The organism is Desulfurellaceae bacterium, from assembly GCA_021296095.1.
GTDB lineage: Bacteria > Desulfobacterota > Binatia > Bin18 > Bin18 > JAAXHF01.
Map to the genome: position 1 here is coordinate 1 of JAGWBB010000010.1, position 26908 is coordinate 26908.

Annotated in this window: 25 protein-coding genes; 5 read left to right on the forward strand and 20 right to left on the reverse strand. The window is 64.5% G+C overall.

From position 1 onward, the window contains the following. The 18 genes from J4F42_03910 to J4F42_03995 form a co-directional block, all read right to left on the reverse strand. Nucleotides 1-659: FAD-dependent monooxygenase (locus tag J4F42_03910; protein ID MCE2484632.1), on the reverse strand; the 659-nt coding region annotated here is incomplete at its 3' end. 3 nt (nt 660-662) lie between these two features. Continuing rightward, complete coding sequence (locus J4F42_03915; protein MCE2484633.1) at nt 663-1079, reverse strand: cobalamin B12-binding domain-containing protein; 417 nt, start codon at nt 1077-1079, stop codon at nt 663-665. Between the two features lie 82 nt (nt 1080-1161). Further along, nucleotides 1162-2799, reverse strand: a complete 1638-nt coding sequence (locus J4F42_03920) for a methylmalonyl-CoA mutase family protein (GenBank protein MCE2484634.1) — start codon at nt 2797-2799, stop codon at nt 1162-1164. 242 nt (nt 2800-3041) lie between these two features. Then, nucleotides 3042-3824 carry an enoyl-CoA hydratase/isomerase family protein gene (locus J4F42_03925; GenBank protein MCE2484635.1) on the reverse strand — a complete coding sequence of 261 codons (783 nt, stop codon included), beginning with the start codon at nt 3822-3824 and terminating at the stop codon, nt 3042-3044. Between the two features lies 1 nt (nt 3825). Further along, nucleotides 3826-4782 carry a class II fructose-bisphosphatase gene (gene glpX, locus J4F42_03930; GenBank protein ID MCE2484636.1) on the reverse strand — a complete coding sequence of 319 codons (957 nt, stop codon included), beginning with the start codon at nt 4780-4782 and terminating at the stop codon, nt 3826-3828. 12 nt (nt 4783-4794) lie between these two features. Next, a complete protein-coding gene (locus tag J4F42_03935) occupies nt 4795-6024 on the reverse strand; it encodes a cofactor-independent phosphoglycerate mutase (GenBank protein MCE2484637.1) in 1230 nt (409 codons plus the stop codon). A gap of 70 nt (nt 6025-6094) precedes the next feature. Then, nucleotides 6095-7480: a threonine synthase gene (gene thrC / locus J4F42_03940; GenBank protein MCE2484638.1), complete on the reverse strand. Its 1386-nt coding sequence runs from the start codon at nt 7478-7480 to the stop codon at nt 6095-6097. Between the two features lie 28 nt (nt 7481-7508). Continuing rightward, nucleotides 7509-8828: a homoserine dehydrogenase gene (locus J4F42_03945; protein MCE2484639.1), complete on the reverse strand. Its 1320-nt coding sequence runs from the start codon at nt 8826-8828 to the stop codon at nt 7509-7511. Further along, a complete protein-coding gene (locus tag J4F42_03950) occupies nt 8810-10036 on the reverse strand; it encodes an aminotransferase class I/II-fold pyridoxal phosphate-dependent enzyme (GenBank protein ID MCE2484640.1) in 1227 nt (408 codons plus the stop codon). Before J4F42_03950 ends, J4F42_03945 begins: the two co-directional genes overlap by 19 nt. A 138-nt stretch (nt 10037-10174) precedes the next feature. Further along, nucleotides 10175-11056, reverse strand: coding sequence for a 16S rRNA (cytidine(1402)-2'-O)-methyltransferase (rsmI, locus tag J4F42_03955; GenBank protein ID MCE2484641.1), 882 nt, complete (start codon nt 11054-11056; stop codon nt 10175-10177). A gap of 17 nt (nt 11057-11073) precedes the next feature. Beyond that, nucleotides 11074-11856 carry an SDR family oxidoreductase gene (locus J4F42_03960; protein MCE2484642.1) on the reverse strand — a complete coding sequence of 261 codons (783 nt, stop codon included), beginning with the start codon at nt 11854-11856 and terminating at the stop codon, nt 11074-11076. Nucleotides 11857-11864: 8 nt separating this feature from the next. After that, nucleotides 11865-12275 (reverse strand): OB-fold domain-containing protein, encoded by a 411-nt coding sequence (locus J4F42_03965; GenBank protein MCE2484643.1) that lies wholly within the window; start codon nt 12273-12275, stop codon nt 11865-11867. A gap of 30 nt (nt 12276-12305) precedes the next feature. Then, nucleotides 12306-13745, reverse strand: a complete 1440-nt coding sequence (murD, locus tag J4F42_03970; protein ID MCE2484644.1) for a UDP-N-acetylmuramoyl-L-alanine--D-glutamate ligase — start codon at nt 13743-13745, stop codon at nt 12306-12308. Next, nucleotides 13742-15160, reverse strand: a complete 1419-nt coding sequence (locus tag J4F42_03975) for a hypothetical protein (protein ID MCE2484645.1) — start codon at nt 15158-15160, stop codon at nt 13742-13744. The genes murD and J4F42_03975 overlap by 4 nt, the downstream gene beginning before the upstream one ends. Nucleotides 15161-15163: 3 nt before the next feature. Continuing rightward, nucleotides 15164-16102, reverse strand: coding sequence for an FAD-dependent oxidoreductase (locus J4F42_03980; GenBank protein MCE2484646.1), 939 nt, complete (start codon nt 16100-16102; stop codon nt 15164-15166). Nucleotides 16103-16184: 82 nt separating this feature from the next. Next, a complete protein-coding gene (locus J4F42_03985) occupies nt 16185-16703 on the reverse strand; it encodes a zinc ribbon domain-containing protein (GenBank protein MCE2484647.1) in 519 nt (172 codons plus the stop codon). A gap of 20 nt (nt 16704-16723) precedes the next feature. Beyond that, complete coding sequence (locus tag J4F42_03990) at nt 16724-17509, reverse strand: N-acyl homoserine lactonase family protein (protein ID MCE2484648.1); 786 nt, start codon at nt 17507-17509, stop codon at nt 16724-16726. A gap of 86 nt (nt 17510-17595) precedes the next feature. Then, entirely contained in the window at nt 17596-18783 is a 1188-nt protein-coding gene (locus J4F42_03995) for an acyl-CoA dehydrogenase (GenBank protein MCE2484649.1), read from the reverse strand. A 214-nt stretch (nt 18784-18997) separates the two neighbouring features. Here J4F42_03995 and J4F42_04000 point away from each other — a divergent pair, with 214 nt between their 5' ends. Next, nucleotides 18998-20152 carry an acyl-CoA dehydrogenase family protein gene (locus J4F42_04000; GenBank protein ID MCE2484650.1) on the forward strand — a complete coding sequence of 385 codons (1155 nt, stop codon included), beginning with the start codon at nt 18998-19000 and terminating at the stop codon, nt 20150-20152. Between the two features lie 50 nt (nt 20153-20202). Here J4F42_04000 and J4F42_04005 read toward each other — a convergent pair whose 3' ends face one another. Both J4F42_04005 and pyrE read right to left on the reverse strand, forming a co-directional pair. Beyond that, nucleotides 20203-20997 (reverse strand): alpha/beta hydrolase, encoded by a 795-nt coding sequence (locus J4F42_04005; protein MCE2484651.1) that lies wholly within the window; start codon nt 20995-20997, stop codon nt 20203-20205. 24 nt (nt 20998-21021) lie between these two features. Further along, a complete protein-coding gene (gene pyrE, locus J4F42_04010) occupies nt 21022-21621 on the reverse strand; it encodes an orotate phosphoribosyltransferase (protein MCE2484652.1) in 600 nt (199 codons plus the stop codon). 237 nt (nt 21622-21858) lie between these two features. Here pyrE and J4F42_04015 point away from each other — a divergent pair, with 237 nt between their 5' ends. Genes J4F42_04015 through J4F42_04030 form a run of 4 tightly spaced genes read left to right on the forward strand, consistent with a single transcriptional unit; the run spans nt 21859 to nt 26904 of the window. Continuing rightward, nucleotides 21859-22899 (forward strand): glycosyltransferase family 9 protein, encoded by a 1041-nt coding sequence (locus tag J4F42_04015; GenBank protein MCE2484653.1) that lies wholly within the window; start codon nt 21859-21861, stop codon nt 22897-22899. A gap of 16 nt (nt 22900-22915) precedes the next feature. After that, nucleotides 22916-24160 (forward strand): sulfatase, encoded by a 1245-nt coding sequence (locus J4F42_04020; GenBank protein ID MCE2484654.1) that lies wholly within the window; start codon nt 22916-22918, stop codon nt 24158-24160. A 31-nt stretch (nt 24161-24191) separates the two neighbouring features. Then, nucleotides 24192-25835 carry a glycosyltransferase gene (locus J4F42_04025; protein MCE2484655.1) on the forward strand — a complete coding sequence of 548 codons (1644 nt, stop codon included), beginning with the start codon at nt 24192-24194 and terminating at the stop codon, nt 25833-25835. Beyond that, nucleotides 25798-26904, forward strand: a complete 1107-nt coding sequence (locus J4F42_04030) for a glycosyltransferase (GenBank protein ID MCE2484656.1) — start codon at nt 25798-25800, stop codon at nt 26902-26904. The genes J4F42_04025 and J4F42_04030 overlap by 38 nt, the downstream gene beginning before the upstream one ends. Nucleotides 26905-26908: the final 4 nt, after the last annotated feature.

The window sequence follows — 26908 nt, forward strand, 5'->3', positions numbered from 1 at the left end:
TTCACGTGCGGCACCCCAGCGATGAGACACGGAAAGGCCCACAGATAGCCCGGCAAGCCGTGGGGAACGGGCAAAAAGTTAAAATCGTAGCGCTGCCGGCCAAACCCGTCCCAGTTGGTGTCGGCCACCGGCACGTCACACATCACCGCCCTGCCGAGCGGCAGGGGCGGTGCGCCGACGAGTCGCTGGCGCACCCGACTGCCCGAACCGTCCGCCCCGACAAGAACCCGGGTCCGGTAGGTCTGCTTATCAGTGACAAGGCGGACGCTGTCCGGCTCTCGCACCACATCGATCAGCTTCTCGGCCTGGCGGACCTCGGCTCCCCGCTCCTCGGCGGCGCGGACCAGCAAGAAGTCAAATTCGTTGCGCCGGACAATCGAACACAGGCCGCCGTCCTCGCACACCACCTGCCGCTCGGGCGGCACCCGAACAAACGCCCGGTCAACCGTCACATGGGGGATGCTGAGCGGGACATCAAGCTCATCGAGACAGTTGAGGGTATGCGGAATGAGCCCGCCGGCGCAGATCTTGTCGCGGGGATGGCGGGCCTTGTCGAGCAGCAGGATATTGCCCCGCAGCTGCGGCTCGGCCTTCAGCAGAGACAGGGCCGTGGCCGTCCCGGCCGGCCCGGTCCCGACGATCGCGACATCGTAGGTCACGCCTCAGACCACCCCGGCCCGCGGTTCCACGTACTCGTGAATCCAGTCGACAATGGTCTGGGTACTCGCCCCAGGCGTGAAGATCTCTTTGACCCCGGCCTGTTTGAGCTGAGGGATATCGTCATCGGGCACGATCCCGCCGCCAAAGACCGCGATGTCCTCAGCCCCGCGCTCGTCGAGCGCTTTCATGATGGCCGGAAAGAGCGTCATGTGCGCCCCGGACAGAATGCTCAGCCCGATGGCGTCCACGTCTTCCTGGACGGCAGCCTCGGCGATCATCTCCGGCGTCTGATGGAGGCCGGTGTAAATCACCTCAAAACCCGCGTCGCGCAGGGCGCGGGCAATAATCTTGGCCCCTCTATCGTGGCCGTCCAAGCCAGCTTTGGCCACCAGAATGCGTAACACGTTCTTGTCGGACACAGAAACCCTCCGTCATGGCGATTCGAGGCGGTTCATCCTGGCCTGTGGACCAGGCAGAGCGGATGAGACCCCCCTGTCAGACTTACAACCAAGCCGGGTCGCGGTAGACCCCAAACACATCACGGTAGACATCCGAGATTTCGCCCAGGGTACACGAGGCTTTGACCGCCTCAATCAGCGGCGGCATCAGATTGGTGCCATTGCGGGCTGCGGCATGCACCCGGCCCAGATGTTCGCTGACCGCAGTCTGGTTACGTTCGGCCTTGATCTTTTTGACCCGCTCAATCTGGCTGCGCTCCACCTCGGGCTCGATTTTGAGAAGCTCGAGCGGGCGTTCCTCGGGCGGGACCTGATACTTGTTGACGCCGACGATGATCTTCTCCTCGGCGTCGAGCTGCTGCTGGTAGCGGTAGGCCGAGTCGGCGATCTCCTTCTGCGGATAGCCGGTATTGATGGCGTTGATGATCCCGCCCAACTCATCAATCCGATCAATATAGGCGAAGGCGTCTTGTTCGATGCGGTCGGTCAGGGCCTCAATCGCCCAGCTGCCGCCCAGGGGATCAATCGTGTTGGTCACCCCACTCTCTTCGGCAATGATCTGCTGGGTTCGCAGAGCAACCATCACCGCCTGCTCGGTCGGCAGGGCCAGGGTTTCGTCCATCGAGTTGGTGTGCAGCGACTGGGTGCCGCCCAACACCCCGGCCAGGGCCTGGACGGCCACCCGGACGACATTATTCATCGGCTGCTGGGCGGTCAGGCTCACCCCGGCCGTCTGGCAGTGGGTGCGCAGCAGCAGCGATTTGGGCTGCTTGGCGCCAAAGCGTTCCTTCATGATCTTGGCCCACATGCGCCGGGCCGCCCGCAGCTTGGCGATTTCCTCAAAGAAGTCATTATGGAGGTCAAAGAAGAAAGACAGCCGGGGCGCGAACTCATCAACGTCCAGGCCGCGCTCCAGAGCTGCCTGCACATAGCCGATGCCGTCGGCCAGGGTAAAGGCCAGTTCCTGGACCGCGGTCGAGCCGGCCTCACGAATGTGGTAGCCGGAGATCGACACCGCGTGCCAGCGCGGCACCTGTTTGGCGCAGAATTCGATCATATCAGTCACAATCCGCACCGCCGGCTCAGGCGGACAGATCCACTCTTTCTGGGCGATATACTCCTTGAGCATATCGTTCTGGATCGTCCCCCCCAGCTGCTCGCGCGGCACGCCCTGCTGGTCGGCCACCGCGATATACATGGCCAGGATGATGCTGGCCGTACAGTTGACCGTCATCGAGGTGGTCACCTGATCGAGCGGAATCCCGTCGAACAGACGTTTCATATCGTTCAGGGTCGAGACCGACACGCCCTCGCGGCCGACCTCGCCCAGTGAGCGGGGACTGTCGGCGTCGTAGCCCATCAGAACCGGCATATCAAAGGCCGTGGACAGACCGTTCTGGCCCTCCGACAGCAGCAGCCGAAAGCGCCGGTTGGTATCCTCGGGCGTCCCGAAACCGGCAAACTGGCGCATGGTCCAGAACTTGCCGCGGTACATATTCGGGTACACCCCACGGGTATACGGGTATTCGCCCGGCAGGCCGATGTCCCGCTCATAGTCCGTCCCGTTCTTGTCTTCGGGGGTGTACAGCGGCGCGACCTCCATATCGGAGATGGTCGAAAAACGTTCCAGCCGTTCGCCCTGCCTGGGATACTTCTGGGTCAGCCATTCGTGTTTGTTCATCGATCCTCCTTAACAACGGAAAGTCGGCGCATGACACCTGCTCGGACCACGGTCGGAACACACGCCTTTCCGATCCCGGCTATCTTAACCTGCCCGGCTCAGAGATCAACTGTCGGGGAGAGCGTCTTGGCCGAACGACAGGTCGGGCTTCCCTCTCCTCCCCGGCAGGCAAGCGCATCAAAAAAGACACGGCTTGGCGTGTCTCTCCTCTACAGGGGACGCTTCGGTGGCGGGCTACGCCCTCACTTGCCCGTGAACTTGGCCGCGCGCTTTTCCAGAAAGGCGGCCATGCCTTCCCGCTTGTCCTCGGTCGCAAAGGTCATGGCAAACGCCTCGGCCTCGAATCGGCTGGCGTTGGCGATGTCCATGTCGATCCCCGAATTGATCGCGGCCTTGGCCTGACGAATGGCGATCGGTGGCTTGGTCGCAATTTTTTGGGCCAGGGCTTTGGCCTCGGTCAGCAGATCGGCCAGGGGCACAACGCGGTTGGCGATGCCGTAGCGCAGCGCGGTCTCGGCGTCGATCATATCGCCGGTGTAGATCAGCTCGCGGGCCAGCGGCAGACCGATCCGGCGGGCCAGGCGCTGGGTGCCGCCAAAGCCCGGAATCACCCCCAGGTTGATCTCGGGCTGCCCGAACTTGGCCGTGTCCGCAGCAAGAATCAGATCGCAGGCCAGGGCCAGCTCGGTTCCGCCGCCCAGGGCAAAGCCGTTGACTGCGGCAATCACCGGGATGGGCAGTTCTTCGAGAGTTCGACCGACATTCAGGCCACTACTCGCAAACGCTTTGCCTTCGAGCGGCGACATCTCAACCATGGCCGAAATGTCGGCCCCGGCCACAAACGCCCGCTCGCCCGCGCCGGTGATAATCAGGCAGCGAATCGAGGCGTCGGGGCGCACCTGTTCGAGGCAGGCCGCAATTTCCTGCACGGTGGCCGGGTTGAGCGCGTTCAGGCTTTTGGGCCGATTGACGGTCAGGATGCCGACCGCGCCGTCCTGTTCAAACACAATATTCTCATAGGCCATCTTAATACTCCGGGTGTTGCTCAAAGTGGTGAAAGGTTTCCAGCAGCCGCAGGGTTCGGGTCTCAGACCGCACTACGACCGAATTGGTCATCGCCCCCCCGCTGTAGAAGCGCACACCGGTCAGATAGCCACCGGTCGTCACCCCGGTAGCGGCAAACATGACATTCCCTCCGGCCAGCTCTTCGGTGCCATACTTCTTGCGAAAGTCATAGATATCCAGATCGTGCAGCTGCTTGGCCTCGTCCTCATTGCGGGGCCGAAAACGCCCCTGGATTTCGCCGCCAATACAGCGCAGCGCGGCCGCAGCCAACACGCCCTGGGCTGCCCCGCCAATGCCCATCAGCAAATCGACTCCGGCCGGTTCGTGGGTGGTGGCCAGGGCGGCCGACAGGTCGCCATCGCCGATCAGTTTGACCCGGGTGCCGAGCCGGCGCAGCTCGCCGATCAGAGCTTCGTTGCGGGGGCGATCCAGCACGACCACCGTCAGGTTGGAGACGGGTACCCCCTTGGCCTTGGCCACCGCCAACAGGTTGTCTTCAACCGGCTTGTCCAGATCGATCTCGCCCTGGCCCTCCGGCCCGACCGCAATCTTGTCCATGTGACAGTTGGGCGGGCAGCGCAGAAAGCCGCCCGGCTCGGCGGCCGCGATGACCGAGATGGCGTCCGACGAACCGGTCGCACACGAGGTCGCGCCCTCCAGGGCGTCGAGCGCCAGCTCAATAGGCGGCCCGGAGCCGTTGCCCAGCTTCTCGCCAACGTACAGCATGGGAATCGCCTCTTCCTCACCCTCGCCGATGACGATCTGGCCGTCGCACTCAATAACCGAAAACAGGCTGTGCATGGCTTCGGCCGCAGCATAATCGGCCTCAACTTCGTCTCCCCGGCCCATCAGTCGGGCCGACGCCAGGGCCGCAGCTTCGGTGAGCCGGACCATTTCGAGGGCGAGGTTGCGTTCCATACGCTTCCGACCTCAGGCATCCGCGCCAATGGCCTGGCCGCGGATGAAGCGGGGCATGATGTGCCAGGCCTGGGGGACGACGAGTCCGGTCTGCTTGGCGCTCGACTCGTTGTAGGCCACGTCCCGAGGGGGAGCGTTTTGCCACTCGCGCGACGACACCACGGCAAACGGCACCGGGTCGTCGGAGTGGGTCTTGATGGCGACCGGGGTCGCGTGATCAGGCATCAGCAACAGCCGCCACTCGGCAAAGCGGCCGAGCCCTTCCAGGATGGTGCCGACAACCTTGTGGTCAAAATCCTCAAGCGCCTGGACCTTTTTGTCGGCCGCGCCCATGTGCCCGGCCTCGTCGGTGGCCTCGACGTGCAAAAACAGGAAGTCTTTGTGCCTGAGTGCCTCCAGGCCATACTCGGCCTTGCCCAGATAGTTGGTGTCCAGAAAACCGGTCGCGCCGGGTACCAGAATCACCTCCAGGCCGGCCAGCACGCCGATACCGCGGACCAGATCAACGGCCGAGATGACCGCGCCGTGGAGCCCGAACTGTTCGTGCAGGGTGGGCACCGCAGGCCGTCGGCCCTGGCCCCACAGCCAGATGCCGGAGGCCGGAGTCTGGCCCTGCTCGCGCCGCCGTAGGTTGACCGGATGCTCGGCAAAAATCTCGCGCGAGGCCTCCATCAAGGCGCACAGCCGCTCGGCGCCCTGGCCGTGGGGGAAATGGCCGGCGAGCGGCTTATCAGTGATGTCGTGGGGCGGGGTCGTGGTCATGGCTTCCGTGCCGTTGTGCCAGACCAGCAGGTGCCGGTAACTCATCCCGGGGTAAAAGCGCAGCTCGGCTCCGCCGAGTTCAGCGTTCAGCGCGTCGATCAGCTCGGCCGCCTCTTCACTCGGAATATGACCGGCCGTAAAATCGTGCATCACCTCGCGGCCGTCGGCCTGGGTGGCAAAGCTGACCAGATTGCACCGAAAGGCAATGTCGGTCGGCCCCAACTCGACCCCCATGCTGGCCGCCTCAATCGGTGAGCGGCCGGTGTGATAGTCGCGCGGGTCAAAACCGAGCAGACTCATCGTGCCCACATCGCTGCCGGGCGGATAGCCGTCGGGAATCGTGTGGGTCAGCCCCAGCCTGCCGCGGGCCGCAATCCGGTCCATATTGGGGGTGTGGGCATACTCGAGGGGAGTTTTATGACCCAGCTCCGGTACCGGCCAATCGGCCATGCCATCACCTTGCAGCACGACGTACTTCATACCAGCTTCCTCAGTCCGGGGTGCTCACCCCGTCACTCAGTCAACGATCCCGGCTGGGATCGGGGGTGCATCAGTGGCTACTGTTTTCCAGGGCACGAAAAATCGCGTCCCGGGCGTGTTCATAGTCGGCCGCCAGTTCGACCGGCCGGTTGGCGTAGCGCGAGGCGACGCCCCGCAGCTTGCCCTCGTGGTAGCGCCGCTTGAAATCGGTGAATTTGAGCCCGTGGGCGGTCGAGATGACAATGACACGCTCACGGGCGGTGATCACGCCGCGCTTGAGCAGCTTGAGCAGGACGGCCAGTCCGACCCCGGTGTGGGGGCAGTTGAACAGGCCGGTCCGATCAGCCAGGGCTGCGGCGTCGGCCAGCTCTTCTTCGGTCGCCTGCTCGACAATACTGCTCTCAAACGCCTTGAGGGTCTTGATCGCCTTGTGCACGCTGACCGGATCGCCGATCTGAATGGCCGACGCCAGGGTTTTTTTGGCCCGCACCGGCCGGTACGACTCAAAGCCCCGGACATAGCTGCGGTACAGCGGATTGGCCCGGGCAGCCTGGGCGCACACCAGGCGCGGCAGCCGATCAATCAGGCCGACATCCCGCAGGAGCAAAAATCCGCGACCAATGGCCGTGATATTGCCCAGATTGCCGCCCGGCACGATCACCACCTCGGGCACTTCCCAGTCAAACTGCTGGACGATCTCCAGCGAAATCGTCTTCTGGCCTTCCAGCCGCAGGCTGTTCATGGAGTTGGCCAGATAGATGTTTTCCCTGGTGCACAGCTCGCGCACGACCCGCATACAGCCGTCAAAGTCGGTGTCCAGGGACAGGGTCAGGGCACCGTTGGCCATGGGTTGAATCAGCTGGGCGGTCGAGACCTTGTTGCGGGGCAGAATAACGATGGCCGGAATGTCGGCCGCAGCACAATAGGCGGCCAGGGCGGCCGAGGTATCGCCGGTCGAGGCGCAGGCCACGGCCGGGATACGCGTCCCCTCGGCAATCATCTGCTTGACCATGGAGACCAGGACGGTCATGCCCAGGTCCTTGAACGATCCGGTATGGGCGGTCCCACACTGCTTGACCCACAGGTCTTCGAGCCCGATCTGATGGCCCAGCCGCTCGGCCCAGAACAGGTTGGAGCCGCCCTCATAGGTGGACACGACATTGCCGTTGTCGACCGCCGGGCACACCATCTCCTTCTTGCCCCACACCCCGCTGCCATAGGGGTAGGTGGTCCGTCGGTAGCGATCATCAAACAGCCGTTTCCAGTCCTCGGGCGGGCGGGTTCTGAGCGCATCCAGATCGTGCTGAACATCGAGCAGACTGCCACACTTGGGACAGTAATACATGATCTGATTGAGCGGCCACTGCCCGCTACAGCCGGATGCGCAGCCAAACCAGGCCCGAAACGGGGGCGGTGTCGATACAGCCAGAGGTTCAGCAAACGCGCCGTCAGCCATAAGACGTCCCTCCTTCTCCCCAAGGCTGCTAGCCGAGATTTTCTTCAATGCGGACGCACACCGCCTGGCCCTCGACGACCGGCAGCTGGTTCACCTGCCGGAGGGCGGCTTTGAGGTTGCGCTCACCCGCAGCATGGGTACGGATGACCAGGGGGACAGACGCGTCACTATTGCTGCGCCCGCGCTGAATGACCGAAGCGATGCTGATCGACTGCTCGGCCAGCCTGCCGGCAATGGCGGCCAACACTCCCGGCCGGTCGGCAACCTGGAAGCGGACATAGTACTCGCTCACGACCTCGTCCATAGGGCGGATCGGCGCGCTGCGCAACTCTTTCCAGGCATAGCCCAGGCCGGGCAGTTGACGGGCCGAGGCCAGGCCGCAGGTCCGGGTCGCGTCCAGAATATCCGAGACCACCGCCGCCGCAGTCGGCGGGCCACCCGCCCCACGGCCGAAATACAATGAGGAACCGAGGGCCTGGCCCTGGACAAAAATCGCGTTATAGGCGCCGCCCACCCCGGCCAGCAGGCTGCGCTGGGGCACCATAGTCGGATGGACGCGCAGCTCGACCAGACCGTCCTCCTGCTTGGCAATCGCCAGCAGCTTGATCTCGTAGCCGAATTCTCGGGCAAACAGGATATCGGTCTGGCTCAGCTGGCGGATACCCTCGGTGTAGACCGCGTCAAAGGGCACCCGCACGCCAAAGGCCAGCATGGCCAGCAGGGTCAGCTTCTGGGCTGCATCAATGCCGTCAATGTCGAAACTGGGGTCAGCCTCGGCCAGACCCTCGTCCTGCGCGCTGCGCAGGGCCGTCTCAAACTCGGCGTCCTGCTCCCGCATCATGGTCAGGATGTAATTACAGGTGCCGTTCACAATCCCGAACAGGGCGTGATTCTGGTCGGCCGCCAGACTCTCGCGCAGGGTGCGCAGAATGGGAATCCCGCCGGCCACACTGGCCTCAAAGCCGAGCGGCACGCCACGTTCTTCGGCCGCCGAAAAAATCTCCTCACCGTGCACGGCCAGCAGGGCCTTGTTGGCGGTCACCACCGCCTTGCCAGCCTCAAGAGCGGCCAGCAACAGAGAGCGGGCCGGCTCGGTGCCGCCGATCAGCTCAACCACCAGCTCGACTTCGGGATCGCGGGCCACCGCCCAAGGGTCTGTTGACAGACGGGCGCCGCTCAGGTCGGGGTGCGGTTTGGTATGAATGCTGCGGCTGGCCACATGGACGAGGCGTAAGCGGCAGTTCCGTTTGCGGGCCAGAGCGTCGGCGTTCTGCTCCAGCAGGCGGACAACCTCGCTGCCCACCGTGCCCAGGCCGATGAGACCCAGCCTCAGCTCACCCGCTGCCACGCCGACCCCACGTTTGCGTCGTTGACGGCACGCTTGTCCGCCCCGCCAAAGGCCCGGCGGATGCCCCGGATAGCCTGGCGGGTACGCTGCTCATTCTCAATCAGGGCGAAGCGGACAAAGTCATCCCCATACGGGCCAAAACCGATTCCCGGCGAGACCGACACCTTGGCCTCGGTCAGCAGGAACTTGGCGAAGTCCATGGAGCCCATTTCCCGAAACGGCTCGGGCACCGGAGCCCAGACAAACATCGTGCCCCGGGGCTTGGGGATATGCCAGCCCAGCCGTTCCAGGCCGTCGATCAGCACATCGCGCCGCACCAGGTAGCGCTGGCGAATCTCTTCGACGCAGTCCTGGGGTCCGTTCAGAGCGTGAATGGCCGCAATCTGTATGGGCTGGAAAATACCGTAGTCAAAATAGCTCTTGAGGCGGCTGAGGGCGGTCAGGGCTTCGGGGTTGCCGCAGGCAAAGCCGACCCGCCAGCCCGGCATATTGTACGACTTGGACAGGGTGAAAAACTCGACCCCAATATCTTTTGCGCCCGGCACCTGCAGAAAACTCGGCGGGCGGTAGCCGTCAAAAAACAGGTCGGCGTAGGCAAAATCGTGGACCACAAACAGATCATTGTCCCGCGCAAAATCGACCACGCGCTCAAAGAACTCCAGTTCGACGACCGTCGTGGTCGGATTATGGGGAAAGTTGATCAACAGCATCTTGGGTTTCGGCCAGCACTGACGTACGGTTTCCTGCAGCGAGGCGAAGAAGTCCTGGCCGGGCATCAGCGGCACGACCCGCAGGTCGGCGTTGGCCATCACAATCGAGTACTGGTGGATGGGATAGGTCGGGCTGGGACAGATGGCGACCTCACCCGGCCCCAGGATGGCCAGGGCGAGGTGTGACAGCCCCTCTTTTGAGCCGATGGTCACCACCGCTTCGGAGTCTGGATCGAGCTCAACATCGAAGCGACGCCGATACCAGTCACAAATCGCCGCGCGCAGTTTATAGATGCCGCGTGAGCTGGAGTAGCGGTGATTCTGGGATTTGTTGGCCGCCTCGACCAGTTTATCGACCACGTGCCGAGGGGAGGCCTGGTCTGGATTACCCATGCCAAAATCAATAATATCCTCGCCGGCCCAGCGGGCCTCCATCTTCATCTTGTCGAGGGTGGCGAACAGGTAGGGCGGCAGTCGTTTGATGCGGGGAAATTCCATGCGGGTTCAACCCACCTTTGCGTAAAACCTTTGGAACTGGGCGATCGTAGCACGCCCTGCGGTAGCGGTCTGTACGGATATAGTTGATTTCAGGCACAGGGTCAAACAACCCGGCCTCGCACCGCCGGCTCCGAGAACTCAGGACGCCTCCCCTGCCCGGTTCTCGGCTTTTTTCATCCGTACGCCCAGCGCATACACCTCCCGCCTGGACAGCCCGTGCCGCTGGCTCAGAATCCGGGCAATGTCTTTGAGCGCCAAGCCCTCGGCCGCAAGCTGGTCGATGTGGTGGCCGAGGGCCAAAGCGTCGAGTGGCGTCTGTTGTTCATCACAGCCGGCGACCAGGAGCGCCACCTCGCCCTTAATGGGCCGCCCGTGCAGGCGCGTTTGCAGCTCGCTCAGCCGACCGCGCAACACCTCTTCAAAGCGCTTGGTCAGCTCACGGCCGATGACTGCCGGACGGTCACCCAGGATGTCACACATGTCGGCCAGGCTTTCGGCCAGACGGTGGGGGGATTCAAACACCACCAGGGTGCGGGTCTCGGTCTGCAAACGCAGCAGGGCTTTACGACGCTGGCCCTGTTTGGCCGGCAGGAAGCCCTCGAAGGCGCACCGGTCGGTGGGCAGCCCACCGATGCTCAGCAGGGCGGTCAGCATGGACGGGCCGGGGACGGGCACGACGCACACGCCGGCCTGCCAGGCGCCCTGCACCAGGCGGTAGCCGGGGTCGGCAATACCGGGCGTGCCCGCGTCGCTGACCAGGCCGATTGACTGGCCGGCCCGCAGCTTGTCGAGCAGAGCCGGCGCTTTTTTGCGTTCGATCTGGTCGTAATAGCTGGTCAGCGGAGTGCTGATATTGTAGTGGACCAGCAGCCGGCGGGTGCGGCGGGTATCCTCAGCCGCAATCAGGTCAACCTCTTTGAGGACGCGCAGCGCGCGCAGAGTGATATCTTCGAGGTTGCCAATCGGGGTGGCCACCACGTACAGCCTGCCCGGCTCAGTCGCCTCGCTCGGGGGGGCCATGGTCTGCGCCTCGGCCCCTAGCCCATCAAGCCCTGGTTTGCCCCGCCGTCAATGGTGATATTCGCCCCATGAATGAACGCGGCTCTGTCCGAGGCCAGAAACAGGATCAGGTCGGCCACCTCTTGGGGCTGGCCGACCCGGCCGATCGGGGTCATCTTCTGCAAGGCTTCCTCAGGACTGCCGCTCTGGGGACTGAAGGTCGAGATGAAACGCTGGAGGCGTTCGGTCAGGATCGGACCCGGATTCACCCCCACCACCCGGACCTTCTTTTTGGAGCCCTCGTCGGCCAGCGCCTTGGTAAAATGGTTGAGCGCGGCGTTGGCCGCCCCGCCAATCATGTAGCTGCCCATCGGCTTGAGCGCGCCGGTGCCGATGACATTGACGATCACCCCGCCCTGCTGGTGCTGCATGTGGGGCAAGACCGCCCGCGCCATCCGCATGTAGCCAAAAAATTTGAGCGTCCAGTCGTCCAGCCAGGCCTCGTCCGGCAGCTCCAAAAAATCGCCCGGCCGCGCGCTGCCGGCATTATTGACCAGAATATCCACCCGCCCGAACTCCTGGATGCAGCGCGCCACGACCGCCGTGATCACCTCGGCCTGGGTCAGGTCGGCCGACATGGCCAGGATTTTCCCCGCCCCCTGCTCGCCGGCCAGCCTGAGCGTCTCATCCAGGGCGTCCTGACCCCGGGCGCACACCAGCACCGATGCACCCTCGGCAATGAGGCTGAGCGCCGTGGCCCGCCCAATGCCCTTGCTGCCACCGGTCACGATCGCGACTTTGCCCTCCAGATCGAGTTGCATACGCCCTCCTACACGGGTTTGAACTTGGGAAGATATACCTCGGGTTCATGCTCTTCAAAGATGACCTCGACCGGCATGCCGATCCTGATGTCTTCGTTGCTGACGTGCTCCAGGCTGCTGACCATGATGAGTTCGGGGTCTTCGTCGAGCTGAACCTGGACCACGTTGTACGGTACCTTTTCCCTGGCTGCGGGATGCACCGGATGGGTGATAATGGTGTACGAGTAGACCGTGCCCCGGCCGCTGACCCTGACCCACTCCCGGCCCAGGACCTCACACGGCCCGAACAGGTTGGGCGGATACCACTGCCCGGACTCCTTGTGGCGTTGCATCCATAGCTCGCCGCGCTGACAGCCATCCCAGTACGGCTGGGCGTCAAAGCTGGGAATAGGACGGGGGAAGTTGGGGGTGTCTGGCATGCCGTAGGTCCTCCTTTGTCAGCCTCTCCTTTATCGCATCGGCCGGGATGTCTCTAGGCCGTGTCCGTCGCCGGCCAGACGCCGCACCCAGTCTTTGAACAGCCGGCCGCGTTCCCGATAGTCCTTGAACAGCCCAAAACTCGGCGACGCCGGCGAGTGCAGGCAGATTTTTCCCGGCTCGGTATGCGCGTAGGCCAGCCGCACGGCACGTTCCATGCTGCTGACAAAAAAAGCGTGCGGCGCGGGCTGCAACGCCACCGCCGACCGGGCGCGGACCGCCTGCCAGATCCGCGCTCCGCTGGTCGGAAACAGCACCAAGTTCCTGATCCCGCCGCCGACCAGTCGCCCGGCCAGCTCGGAGAAGTCGAGGTGGCGGTCATGACCGCCCAGCAGGACGGTCTGCACGTCCGGGCCAAGGGCGGCCAAGTGGGCCAGGGTGACCTCAGGCACGGTCGCCAGCGGGGCGTTGTAGAAGCTGATGTCGCGGTAGGGACCGAGCCGCTCAAAGCGGTGCTCCAGAGCCTCGAAGCCGCGCACGGCCCTGCGCAGGGATTCGCCCCCGATCCCCAACAGCCGAGCCGTTGCGACTGCGGCCAGCACGTTGGGCAGATTGAAATCGCCCGGCAGCGGAATGTCTGCAACAGCCAGCAGCGGTTCTTCGCCGCCCGCTTCCGAGCGCCAGACGAGCCTGCCCGACGACACGAAACAGCCCCGGTCCAGGCGTCGCCGGGTCGAAAAGGGCAGAGTCCGGGCGCGGGAGTCGGCCGCCGCCCGGCTCAGCCGGACCGATTCGGCATTATAGATCAGATAATCCCCGGCCGATTGGAAGCGGGCGATATTCAGCTTGGCCCGCACATAGTCCTCGAAGCTCGGGTAGTAATCCAGATGGTCGGGCATGATGTTCAGCACCACGGCAATATGCGGGCTGTGGCGTAAGCCCTCCAACTGGTGCGAGGACAGCTCATGGACGAAAACGGTCCGAGCGTTGGTGTCGGCAAAGATATCGAGCGGCGGTCGGCCGATGTTTCCGACCAGCCGCGCGTGCATTCCGCCGCCCCGCAGGATGGCGTGGGTCAGGGCGGCGGTTGTACTTTTGCCCTTGGTGCCGGTAATGCCGATAATCGTCCCCGGGCAGTTACTGAAAAAGAGGGCGGTGTGTGAGGTGAGCTTGCCTTGGGCCGCAGCCCGCTGGATAGCGGGCAAGGTAGGAGGAATACCGGGGGATTTGATAACCACATCATAGTCGGCCAGGCTGTTCAGATAGTCCGCCCCCAGGTGAAGCCGCAGCCGCCCGGACTGGGCGCGGAGGCGGTCCTGGGCCGGCCCGCTCAGCCCATCGAACTCGGCCCGGTCAGCCACCCCAAAGCGTTTGCCGGGAAAACGCCGGCACAGAAACTCGAGGCTGGACAGCCCCTCCTGGCCCAGCCCCAGGATAAGGACCGACGGGGTTTCGAGAGCGGAAAACTTCACCGGCCGGCCTGCGCTTTCTGGGCCGCCGGGCCGATCTTCCGGTCAAGACCACGGCGCAGCAGCCCGACATAGGCTCGGGGCAGGCTGTGGCGCTCGCCCCAGCCGCCGAGCAGCTCGGCGGTCAGAGCGGCGAGGTCGGGAGACCGGGGCAGCACTTCGGCGGCCACATAACGCAACACCGCCGGCAGGGGCGCCGACCCGGCTCGGCGAATGCTGAGATACAGGGCGGCCAAAACCTCGCGGCTGGTTCCCACGCACTCGAACGGCCGGTGTTCGTGAAAGCCCAGCAGCTCGCGAATGAGGCCGACCGAGCGCTCGTCGGCAAACAGGTCGCGGCCAAAAATGGCGTGCAGCTCATCGGCCTCAAGAAAAGGATGTAAGGCGGTGAAGACAAACACACACTTGGCGCACTCACCGCACCAGGCGTCTTCCTTGAGCCTGCGGTTGCAGCTTTTGAACACCGAAAAATACTCGGGATAACGGGCGAACAGGCGGGTGATCTGCAATTCGTACAGGGGACGCAGGAGGCTGAAATAGTGGGCTCGGCTGGCCACATAGCGACGGCTGTACCACTGAAAGGCGCGCTCAAAACGGAGGGTTTTTGAATATTGGTGATTGACCCCGCTGCCCAGAAACCGGGCCGAGTCCTCCTCACTGCTGCGCTCATTGGAGACCACAATCCGGCGGTAGTTGCCCACCACCGCCGCCACCATCCCGAGCATGGCCAGGTAGGCCGAAAACGGCGTGTGGCCGTTCAGATAGCCGCCGGCGTTGAGCCGCAACAGCCTGGGATCAATCGCCCGGCTGACAATAATCGGGGCCGGGCAGGCGGCCAAATCGGCCAGGGCGCGCGCCGCCGGGGCCGGGTTCAGCAGCAGGGCGTTGAACGACCGCTGGCCGTCCCGCAACAACCGCACGCTGAGCGCGGAGTCTTTGCCGCCGCTGAGCAGCAGCAGATCCTGCTCGTCGTGCAGGGCCTGGGTGTAGACCGGTATTCGGGCGGGCGGGGCGTGGGTGCTGCTCAATCGCACAAAATCCGGCTGCTTGTAGTTGATGCGGTTGCGGTAAAAGAACTCCCGCATCCCGTGCAGCAGCAGATCTGTCCACCAGTCGATCTGCCGCGCGTCCAAATAACCGGCCTGGACAACAATCTGGGGCGAGCAGGTGGCCTTCCAATAGCTCAGCATCTCAATCAGGCCGAGGTGGAAGACCAGGTTGTTGAGGACGCACGGTTCAAGGCTGTCGAGCCGTGCGGGATTGACCACGTCGAGGCTCAGCTGGGGCTCAAAGACAATATCCGGCTCGACAACAAAACGGAAACCCAGCGTCCAGCGCCGCCCGCGGAGAGCGTGGGAGTAGCGTTCATACCTGAACTGCGGATAGCGGTTGCGCAGCCGCTCAAGTGTCAGGGCCATGGCTCAGACACACGCCAGGGCGGCCCGGGCGCTGCCCCACGACAGGGTCACCCCGGCTCCGCCGTGGCCGTAGTTGTGGACGATACGCCGACTGTTTCGCTCTTCGGCCTCAATCCGGCTGCCGCCCTCGCGGTAGGGCCGCAGCCCGGCATACGCCCGGCGGACATCGCCCAGCTCCAGACCGGGCAGGATGCGCTTGTTGCCGTGAATCACCAGGTGCAGCGCCCCGTTGTCGACCGTTTCGGTATAGATATTTCTCTCGGTCGTGCCGCCCAGCAGGGTCTCGGTTTTACGCGGATATACATAAAACCCGTCGGCGTTGATCGACCAGTCCATGTCGGGTCGGGGGCCGACGACCACGACTTGGCCCTTGATCGGGATCAGCCGTTGGTCGTGACACAGCCGGCGCGAGCCCAGGCCGGTACAGTTGAAAATAACCTCGGCCGGCAGACCGGCCAACTGCTCCAGGTCGGTGAACGGCTGGCCGACAACCACGACACGGCCCGTGTTTTGCTCGAACCGGGCCATCAACCACGTCAGGTACACGGGCATGTCAATAAAAAAGCTCACGTATCTCCAGCCAAAGGCGTAGCCGCCGGGCACCTCGGGCCGTTCCAGGATGCGTACCTGCTGCATCACTGACAGATAGTCGGCCGGGGGCCGGGGCGCGCTGCTGGCCTCCCAGTGGACGTGTTTACGCACGCCCGCAACCGCGCCAGCCTCGGCTAGCACCCGCTCAAACGCGGTCCAGCTGTCTTCGAGGAGGCGCCGGGTGTGTGCGGTATAGCCCACCGCGTGGGGCTTGAAACTGGCGCCGGCTTTGACCGAGGTGGTGTGCAGCGGCAGACGGTCGGTGTACAGGCTAACGGTCCAGCCGCGCTGTTGGGCCACAAGAGCCGTGCTCAGGCCAAGCACCCCGGCGCCGAGAACCGCAACATGCATGGCGTCTCTCCGCTGGTCGGGATACCGTTCAGCCCTCTACCCGCCGGGAGACAGACACAGGCGGGGCGTGGGGCTGCCATGGCTAGTGGCTATGCGCCGCCTTGGCCGCGGTCTTACCCTTGGTGGGACCGTGATCGCGCGAATGGGCGTGGCGGCGGAAATTCTTGCTGTCGGTGCTCTTCTTATGGCTGTGGCCGTGAGTGTGGTCATGGCCGTGCGAGGGCGGCGCATAGCTGGGTTCGGGCAGGCCACGCTGCTTGCGCACCTCGGCCGCCTTGGCCGTGGTATCGTCAAACTCGTTGCCCCGGCCGACGCTGTGGGCGGCAAAGCGCTTCACCGAATATTCGTCCATGTGGCACGACAGCGGGACCTGCGGGTAGCGCATGCACAGGGGCCGCTGGTGCTGATTCTGAGGGCTGGGCCGGGGCTGTTGTCCGGCGTGGACATCAACCGCGCCGGAGCTGATGGCAAAGGCCGACACAATCCGGGGGGCGCGTTTGCCGCAGCTCGGACACGCCTTCTTTTTGTTGGACTCACGCATTGAGCTTAACTCCTCAAAGGTGAGCTGACAGGCGACGCAGTGGTATTCGTACAGCGGCATGGGTCTTCTCCCGGGGAGGCCTATTCGATCGGCGTGGGCGCGTGCGGAAACTCGACCCAGTCTTCGGGGTCGTGCGAAATCCAGACGCTGGCCTCGTGCAGGTCGCGCAGGGCCTTGATGCGCTGAATCGACAGCGAGGACTGCGCCGGATCGGTGTCCAGCGGCATACCGGCCAGGGTGTCGAACTGCATCCGCAGGTGGAGGGTATCGCCAACGAGCAGGATGGAGCGGTTGGGCAGGTGGACGTACAGCGAGCTTTCGCCCGGCGTATGGCCCGGGGTCTTGAGCAGGTGCAGGCTGCTGTCGCCAAACACGTCGAAATCGCCCTGTAACTCCAGCCAGTCGAAATTGCGGGTCGGCACGATATCCTTGAACACGAACACGTCCCGCAGGTGCGTATCCGGCCAGTAGGCGTAGCGCAGCTCGTTTTCCATGATCAGGAACTTGGCGTTCGGAAAGGCGTGCAGATAGCCGGTGTGGTCGAGGTGCAGGTGGGAGACGATCACGTATTTGATATCGTCCATCTTGTAGCCCAGGGCCTGAATCTGGCGGTCGAGCAACAGCTCTTTGGGATAGTTGATCTGCAGGGCTTCGGCGAACGGTCCCCAGTGGCCGACCGGGTCATCGGCCGCAGCCGGATGGCAGCCGGTATCGAACAGGACCAGACCCTTGGGGTGTTCGATCAGATAGGCCGGACACGGAATCTCCACCAGATCGTCAGCCCCGCCGTGGGCCAGCAGGCTCTGGGGCACGGTCAGGGTTGCGTTGGGCAAGGCCCACATCTTGGTCGCTGTTCCATTCGCCATGGCTTCCTCCTTTGCCCTCAGCCGGGAGTGTTCGGGTCGGCTGAAATGCTAGTCCAAGCCGCTCGCCAGTGTCAAGCGTTTGAGCCCTAGCGTGCCTTGGGCAGCCCCAGCACCCGCTCGCCAATCACTCCGCGCAGAATCTCGTTCGTCCCGGCGGCGATCGTGCCGCCCCGCGCGCTCAGCATCCGATACGACCAGCGGGCCTGATCGACCGCAAACGGCGAGCCCTTGGCCAGCACCGCATACGGTCCCAAGAGTTCCATGGCAAAGTCCACGACCCGCATATTCAGCTCGGTGGAGATGATCTTGGAGAACGAACCCTCGGGTCCCGGCGGCTGGCCGTGGAGCTGGCGGGTCAGCCGCCGCAGCTCGTTGTACTTGACCGCCTCGGCCTCGATCGAGAACTGGGCCAGCTGTTGGCGCACGGCCTCGTCCTCAATCGCCGGACGCCCGTTCAACTCGACCCGGCGGGCGACCTCGTGCAGCTGGGGCAGGAGCTTCTCGAAGCGATAAAAGCTGCTGCTCGACACCCGCTCGAACATGAGGGTCGTAATCGCCACCATCCAGCCCTGGTTGAGGTCTCCGACCAGATTCTCCTTGGGCACCCGCACGTCCTCAAAAAAGACCTCGTTGAACTCCGCATCGCCGTTGATCTGGACCAGCGGGCGGACCGTCACGCCGGGGCTGTGCATATCGACCAGGATATAGCTGATGCCCTTGTGTTTGGGAGCGTCGGGGTCGGTCCGGACCAGCACAAAACACCAGTCCGAGTACTGCGCCCAGCTTGTCCACACCTTCTGGCCGTTGACCACGAACTGGTCGCCGTCTTCAACCGCCCGGGTCTGGATCGAGGCCAGATCCGAGCCCGAGCCCGGCTCGGAATAGCCCTGACACCAGATGTGCTCGGCCGGCAGAATCTTGGGCAGAAAGCGTTGCTTCTGGGCCTCCGTGCCCCAGTGCATCAGAGTTGGCCCGAGCAGCGAAATCCCGCTCAGGTTCACCCCTTGCGATACACCCAGACGACTCATCTCCTCGTTAAAGATGGCCTGTTCGAGCAGCGATGCTCCGCGCCCGCCGTACTCCTCGGGCCACCACAGGCCGACCCAGCCCCCCTCGTGCAGCTTCTGATGCCAGTCCAGGCCGCGCTGCCAGCGTTCTGCGGGCTCCAGGTCTTCGTCCTTGCCGCCCCGCAGGTCGTCCGGCACATTGGCCTCCATCCAGGCCCGCACGTCGTCACGAAACTGTTCTTCTGCCGGTGAATAGCTGAAATCCATGTCTGGCTCCTTGGCTCCTTCAGGCCGGACCGAAGTGGCGCAGGGCGACCGCCCCATTGAGACGAACGCATTGCCCAGCCTGATCGCCTGCCTTATAGCCCACTCCGACCAAAAAAGCGAAGCGTACCGTGGGCCCGCATAGCGCCACGCATATCTTGCAGCCCCTGCCCGTGGCCAGTACCATGCCCCCACCTGCCCCGCTGAGAGGAGAGCCATGGAATTCACCTTTAGTGAAGAGCAGCGCCTGCTTCAAGACAGCCTGCGCCAGTACGCCAAGGAAAAACTGCTGCCCAAATACGCCCACTGGGATGCGGGTCACACGATCAGCCGTGACGAGCTGCGGGAGGCGGCCGCACTGGGCATCTTCGGGCTGCGAGTGCCGGAAAAGTTTGGCGGCCAAGAGGTCGATTACGTCACCTGCGGCCTGATGACCGAGGAGCTGTCACGGGGCGACTTCAACTACAGTCTGTATATCCAGCTGGGCCTGATCGCCTCAGAACTGCTGGCCGACTACGCCCACCCCGAGGTCCAGGCCGAGTGGCTGACCCGACACGCCCGGGGCGACGCGGTTATCGCCTTTGGCCTGACCGAGCCCAGCGCCGGCTCAGACGCGGCCCGCATCACCACCCGGGCCCAAAAGATGGGCGACGACTACGTCATCAGCGGCGAAAAAGCCTCCATCACCTTTGCCGGCTATGCCGACGCCTGCATTGTTTTTGCCCGCACCGGTGAGCAGGGCGCCCACGGCCTGTCGGCCTTTCTGGTCCCGCTCGACAGCCCGGGCGTCAGCCGCCAGGTGTATAAGAGTCCGGGCGAACGGCTGACCCAGCGCGGCTCGCTGTTTTTTGACGGGGTGCGGGTGCCGGCCCGCAATCGGGTCGGCGATGAGAGCCGGGGTTTTCAGCAGGCCATGGTCGCCTTTGATTTCAACCGGGCGATTATCGGGCTGGCCTGCGTTGGCGCCGCCCAGCAGTCGCTGGACGAGACTATCGAGTACACCAAGGGCCGGATCGTCTTCGGCAAGCCGCTGGCCACCTTTGAAGGCGTGGCGTTCCAGATTGCCGAGCATCTGAGCCTGCTCGAAGCGGCGCGTCTGGTGTCCTACAAGTGCCTGTGGCTCAAGGACCAGGGCCGCAAACATACCAAAGAAGCGGCCATGGCCAAATGGATGGGGCCCAAGTTCTCGGCCGAGGCGATTCACGCCTGCATCATTCTGCACGGCCATTACGGCTACAGCATGGACGCGCCGCTGGAACAGCGCTGGCGGGATGTGCTGGGTCTGGAGATCGGCGACGGCACGCCGGAGATCATGAAGGGCATTGTCGCCCGCGAGGCGTTCGGACGGGAGTATACCGCCTATCGGTCCTAGGGGCTCCGACCGGGACGGACGAACCGCCCCGGTCGGCTGTCACCGCAGGGCTAGGCCAAAAAGCGCCGAACCCGCTCGACAAAGGCCTCGGTCTGTTCGATCTCGGGCCGGTGGCCACAGTTGTCGAAGACGACCAGCTCGGAGCCCGGAATCGCCTTGTTATAGGCTTGACCCGCGCTCAGCGGGACAACGTCGTCGTTCCTGCCCCAGATGATGAGGGTCGGCAGGTCTTTTGCCCCGGCCAGCAGGGGCCCCAGGCTGGGGTAGAACATATACGGCTCCCAGGCGATACGGGCGGTCTCGGCCCGCGCGTCTTCCCAGGCTTCGTACTGCTCGGGGGTTTGCTCGCCGCCGTACAGTTTGGCGAATTCCGGGGTGTTTTCCATGTCAGCAACGCTGGCATCGAGATAGGCCCGGGCGGTCACCACAAACATGTCCTTGATCTCGCCCTCGGGCGGTCGAATGCCGGTTGCGCCGACCAGCACCAGACGCCGGAATTGGGCAGCGTTGGCGGCCGCCATTTCCGCCGCAACCCAGCCGCCCAGCGAAAACCCGATGACGTTGGCCGGAGCCAGCCCCCTGTCCTGGATCGCCTGGGCGTAAAAACCGGCCAGGTCGCGTACATTGTTGACCCACTCGACCCGGGGCGATTTTCCGAAACCCGGGTGGTGGGGGATCATGAGCGTATGCGTCCGGGCCAACTCTTCATGCCAACTGGTAATGCCCGGGTGTCCCAGTTCCTCGTGCAACACGAGCAATGCGGGGCCGGAGCCCCCTGTCGTCACTACCAACTCGGTACCAGCAACCTGGACCGTTTCGTCTTGCCATCCTTGTGTTTCTGCCAATGGATGTCCTCCTTTCCAGTCTGTTTAATGGGCTGGGGGTGAGGCAGGCTGAGACTCGCGCCGGCAGGCTTCGATCTCGGTGCGGGTGAAGACAGTCAGGACGGGCAATGCCTCGCCGAGCGCCGCCCGGATGTTGTTCAGCCCGTCGTTCTCTTCACGGTCAACCAGGACCAGGGCGCCCCGGACATCTAAACCGCCCTCCCGACAGGCCTCAATTGCCTTGATGGTCGAGCCGCCGGTCGTCGCCACGTCGTCGAGCACAAAGACCCGGTCGCCGGGCCGGGCGCAGCCCTCGATCCAGCGCCGCGCCCCGTGGGCTTTGGGTTCTTTGCGGACGCTGAAGGCCTGGATCGGATCGGCCTGCCCGGCGCTGTAGTAGGCCAGGGCCAGGGCCAGGGGATCGGCGCCCTGGGTCAGTCCGCCACAGGCCACCGCGCGGCCCTTGAGCATGTCGTACAGCAGCTGGCCGACGAGCGGCAGGCTGTGAGCCTGAAAGGTCGTCAGTTTGCACTCCAGATAATAGTCGCTCAGCCGGCCCGAGGCCAGCCGAAACTGCTTGACCGGGTCCCAGCGGTAGGACTGCTCGACCAGGGCGGCCAATAACTGCTGTCGTGCGTCTGGCATGGATGTCGTGCTCCTCACGAGCAAGATCCATTGCCACAAACCTTGCCCCTAGGCTGCTGTAGCGTAAACCGCGCTTCCCATCAATAGGGCGACGGATTTTCCGGCCCGGCTCGACAGGCCAATCCGTCAGCGGATAGGATACCCACCGGTCAGCTGAAATCGGCGGGGCCGGACGCCATGCACCCTTCCCCCAGTCGTTTGGATTTTTCACCCCGAGACGCTGCCGAGCAGTCCCCCATGCGAACCTCTCCGCCGCCCCTGAGCGTTCCGAGCCCCCGGCGCATTCTGATCGTTCTGCTCGGGGCAATCGGCGATGTCACCAGAGCCCTGCCGCTGCTGATGCGGGTTCGACACGCCTATCCCGACAGCCATATTGCCTGGGCGGTCGAGCCGGCCGCAGCGCCGCTGCTGGAGTATCATCCGGCCCTGAACGATGTCCTGATCTACCACCGGGCGCGCGGCCTGCGGGCTTTCATTCCTTTTCTACGCGCGGTTCGAGGCCAGGGTTTTGATCTGGTGCTCGACCTGCAACGCCACGCCAAAAGCGGTCTGGTCAGCTGGTGGTCGGCCGCACCGGTGCGGCTGGGTTTCCACCGCGTGAACACCAAGGAGGGCAACTGGCTGTTCAATACCCATGCCATCGAACCGGTGGCCGATTTTTCGCTCAAGCTGGGCCAGTATCTCAAGTTTGCCGAGCGTCTAGGACTGGAGGAACCCCCGGCGGTGGAGTTCGGGCTCCGCCTGCGTCCCGAAGAGGAGCGACGGGTCGAGCGGCTGCTGGGCGATACGTCGCAGCCGTTTGCCGCCTTTTTCCTGGGTTCGCGCTGGCCGAGCCGCTTCTGGTTCCCCGAATCGACCGCCCAGGTGGCACGGGCGCTGCGCGCCAAGCACGGCCTGGGGGTGGTTCTGCTCGGGGGCCCGGACGAGGTGGCGTTTGCCCAGACGGTCAGGCGGGCGGGCGGCCCGGGGGTCACCGACCTGAGCGGCCAGACCAGCCTGCGCGACCTGATCGGCATCTTCACGCGCTGTCGCCTCGCCTTCGGACCCGACTCGGGACCGATGCATATCGCGGCCGCCAGCGGCGCGCCGGTGGTCTCGCTGTGGGGGGCAACCAGCCCGGTCCGCTCGGCGCCCTGGGGTTCGCAGCAGTGGGTGATCACCGGACCTGCGGCGTGCAGCCCGTGTTATACGCGGCAGTGCCGCATCGGCCGCCGCTGCATGCAGCGCATCCGGCCGTCCCAGGTCCTCGAGGTTATTGAGCGGGCCCTCGGCAGCTGATAGCTGATAGCCCTACATGATGTCACCGCCGAATATTCTCGTCCTGCTGATCGACTGCTTGCGGGCCGATGCCCTCTTCGGCCAGGGACGTGGTTGCCAGACCCCAACCCTGGATCGGCTGGTCCGCTCGGGAGTCAGCTGTACCCAGGCTGTCTCGTCGGCCTCTTCGACCACACCGTGTGTGGCCAGTCTGCTGACCGGCACCTATTCCTTTGTCCACGGCATACGCTCCATCTTCGGGCTCAAGCTGAGCCCCCAGGTGCCCTCCCTGGTCGAGGTCTTCAAGGCCCACGGCTATCACACCTATGCCGAGGTCAGCGGGCCGCTGTTCCCCGAAACCCGGCTTGACCGGGGTTTCGACACCTACGACTTCCGCGACGGCCCGGCCTATCTGTCGACCGACTGGGGAACGGACTTGCGCCACCGCCTGCAAACCGCCTACCACCAGCCGTGGTTCGGGTTTCTGCACCTGTGGGAACTCCACCACCACCGGCATATTCTGCCCCGGTTCCGCAGCCGGGCCTACGGGCGCAACCGCTATGAGCGGGCGCTGTCGTGTCTGGATGACCAGTTGGCTTCGGTGATCGATCTCCTGCCGCCCAATACGATTGTCGTCGTCCACGGCGACCACGGCGAGAAGCTGGTCAAGACCGATCTCGGCTACCGGACCTATCGCCTGCTGCGCGACGTCTTCGGCCCGTCCATCGCCAAGCGCGAGGGACACGAGATGGACGTGTACGAAGACCTGATTCGGGTACCGCTGGTGTTCTCCTTCCTCGGTCCCGCGGCCCACCCCCAGCTCCCCGCCGGGCAGACCGTCACGCAGCCGGTGCGCCAAATTGATGTGCTGCCGACCCTGCTCGAGCTGGCCGGACTGACGCCGCCGGACGACATCCACGGTCGCAGCCTGGTTCCGGCCCTGGCCACAGACACGCCGCTCGGGCTCGAAGCCTACCTCGAAGCCTTCCTGCGCATCCACTCCGATCCGCGCGACCGCCGGGTCGGCTGGCGGACGGCGGAGTGGAAATATATCTATGCGCCGGAAAATCCCGAGCTGCCCGAAGAACTCTATCAGTTGACGGCCGATCCGGGCGAACGACACAACCTGATCGAGACCCAGCCCGAGGTTGGGCTCAGACTCCGCCAACAGATCGAACGCCTGCAAAACGGCCCGCTGGCCGCCAATCCGGGCCAGCAAATGAGCGCCGACGAACGGCGTGCGCTGGAGAAGCGCATGGCCGATCTGGGCTATCTGTCATAGGCTCGGCATGTGTCGCCCGGAGTAGCGTAGCGTGGCAGTCCCTCCCCTCTCCCCCGTCTTTTGTGTTGCGGACAGGCCGGACCTGAGCCAGCGCCTGCCAATCGCCCCGCAGGACTGGGGTTCGAGCCATCTGCTGAAACAGGACAAAGACACGACCGTCAGCCTGGTGTCCCTGCCCCTCGGCGCGGTGGTCACCAAGCATCACCGCTTACAGCGCTGGGGCCGGATCGGCGAGGCGCTCCTGCACGGCTCGCCAGCCCAGCGATCCTGGCAGGGCGCAAAGCTGCTCCAGGAGCACGGATTCTGTGTGCCACGCCCCCTGGCCGTGCTGGAGCGACGCCAGGCCGGGCTCGTCCGGGAGAGCGTGTATGTCAGCCAGGGGCTGGTCAGCCAAGTCGGCCTGGACCGCTACTGGCGGGAACACCACGCCGGCTGGTCGGTCGCCCACCAGCGGCGCTTCCTGGCCGCCCTGGCCGACTTCCTGCGCCGCTTTCACGCCGCAGGCCTGTACGTCGGAGACATGAAAGACGCCAACCTGTTTGTCGAGACGGTCCAGGGTGCGGACCGAGACGGAGACTGGCGTTTTTATCTGGTCGATCTCGACCGGGTGCGCCACTTTCCGCGCCTCAGCCTCCAGCGCCGGCTCAAGAACTTAGTCCAACTGGAGCGGACGCTCGGTCGTCGGCTTCGCCTGAGCCAGCGCGTCTTCTTCTTCTACCGCTACTTGGGCACCCCCCTCCCCCCCTCTCAGGCTCGTCGGGATCTGTTGCGCCGACTCGTCAGGCTGCGGGACAAGAAAGATAGAGAGTACACCCGTCGCCGGGCGCGCCGGCGCTCGGACGCGGACCGGCCGTCCGACGCGGCGCTGGAGGCCGACCTCCAGCGGGCACCGATCTCGTGCTGTATTGTGTGTTTTAACGAAGCCGCCCACATCCGCCGCTGTCTGGAAAGCGTCAAGTGGTGCGATGAGATTGTTGTTGTCGATTCCTTCTCCACCGACCAGACCGTACAGATCTGCCGGGAGTACACGCCCCACGTCATCCGGCGCGCGTGGCCCGGCTTTGTCGAGCAGAAGCGCTTTGCGCTGGGCCAGACCAGCCACGAGTGGGTGTTGAATATCGACGCCGACGAAGAGGTCTCACCGGCCCTGCAACAAGAGATTGTGACGATCCTGGAGCGCGACGATCCTGCGGTTGACGGCTTTTACATCCCCCGTCTGGTGTATTACCTGGGCCGCTGGTGGTGGCACGGCTGGTATCCCAGCTATCGGCTGCGCCTGTTCCGCAAGACCAAGGTAAGCTGGGGAGGGGTGAACCCGCACGAAAAAGTCCTGCTGCGCGGTCAGGCCGACCGTGTAGCGGGCAATATCTACCACTACACCTACGACGATATCACCGATCACCTGCGGACGGTGAACGACCTGACCGACATCGCCGCCCAGGAGTTGGCCCAGCGTGGCGTCCGGGTTCATGTGTGGGATATCCTGTTCCGCCCGCTGTGGCGCTTTGTGCGTTTTTATGTGCTGAGCGGCTGTATGCGGGACGGCCGGGCAGGGTTCTTTGTGTCGGTCACCGCCGCTTTGTACACCTTTCTCAAATACGCCAAGCTGTGGGAACACACGCTGGGCAAGCCACCCCATGCACAGACGCGACCGACGGGCCGTTCTGCATATTGACCCGGAACGGGACTGGGGCGGCGGGGAAACCCAGGTCCTGGGCCTGACCCGCTACCTGCACCAGGCCGGCCATCGGTCGGTCGTCGCGGTTGCGCCGCATGGCGCGCTGGGGCGGCGCCTCAGCCAAGCCGCTCTGCCCCAGTGTGGGCTGCGGGTGCGCAACGATTTCGACATGCTGGCCGGCCTGCGCCTGCGCCGCCTGGTGCGAACCGGAGGCTATGAGCTGGTCCATTTCCATACTGCCCGGGCTCACGCCTTGAGCCCGTGGCTGCACGGCCTGGGAGTCAAGCGGGTCGTCACCCGCCGCATGGACTATCCGCTCAAGCGGGGCGGCTGGCAGCGCTTTCTGTACCACACCGGCGTCGATGTGGTGGTGGCCATTTCTCGTCGGGTGGAGTCGGCCCTGATTGCCGGGGGTGTCCCGCCGGCCCGCATCCGCCGCATTCCGAGCGGAATCGATACCACCCGTTTTACGCCCGACCCGCAGGCCCGGGAACGCATCCGTCGCCACTACGGCCTGGGCAGTACGGACTTCCTCGTCGTGTCGGTCGGGGCGCTGGTCGAACGCAAGGCCCAGACTGTGCTGATTGAGGCTGCCGCTCAGCTCCACCGCCAGGGGCTGCGGCTGTCCTACCTGCTGTGCGGCGACGGCCCCCACCGCCAGCGGCTGGAGGCCCAGACGCGGGCCGCGGGTTTGGGCCTCCAGGTCTATTTCCCGGGGTTTTGCAGCGAGGTTCCGGCCTATCTGGCGGCCGCCGATGCGGTTGTCCACGTTCCGTACTGGGAAGGCTTGGGGGTGGCCGTTATGGAGGCCCTGGCCGCCGGCCGGCCGGTTATCGCCAGCCGGGTCGGGGGGATTCCTGAGCTGGTTGAGGATGGCCACACCGGCCTGCTCATTCCGCCTCAGGCACCGAGCGCGCTGGCTGCGGCGCTGGCCGAACTGGTCCACAAGCCGGCCCTGGCCGACCGCCTGGGGCGGGCCGGCCGGCAGCGGGCGCTGGCCCATTTTGATATCCGGGCTATGGCACGCGCCAACGCGCTGCTGTATGACGAGTTGCTCACACGGTGAAATC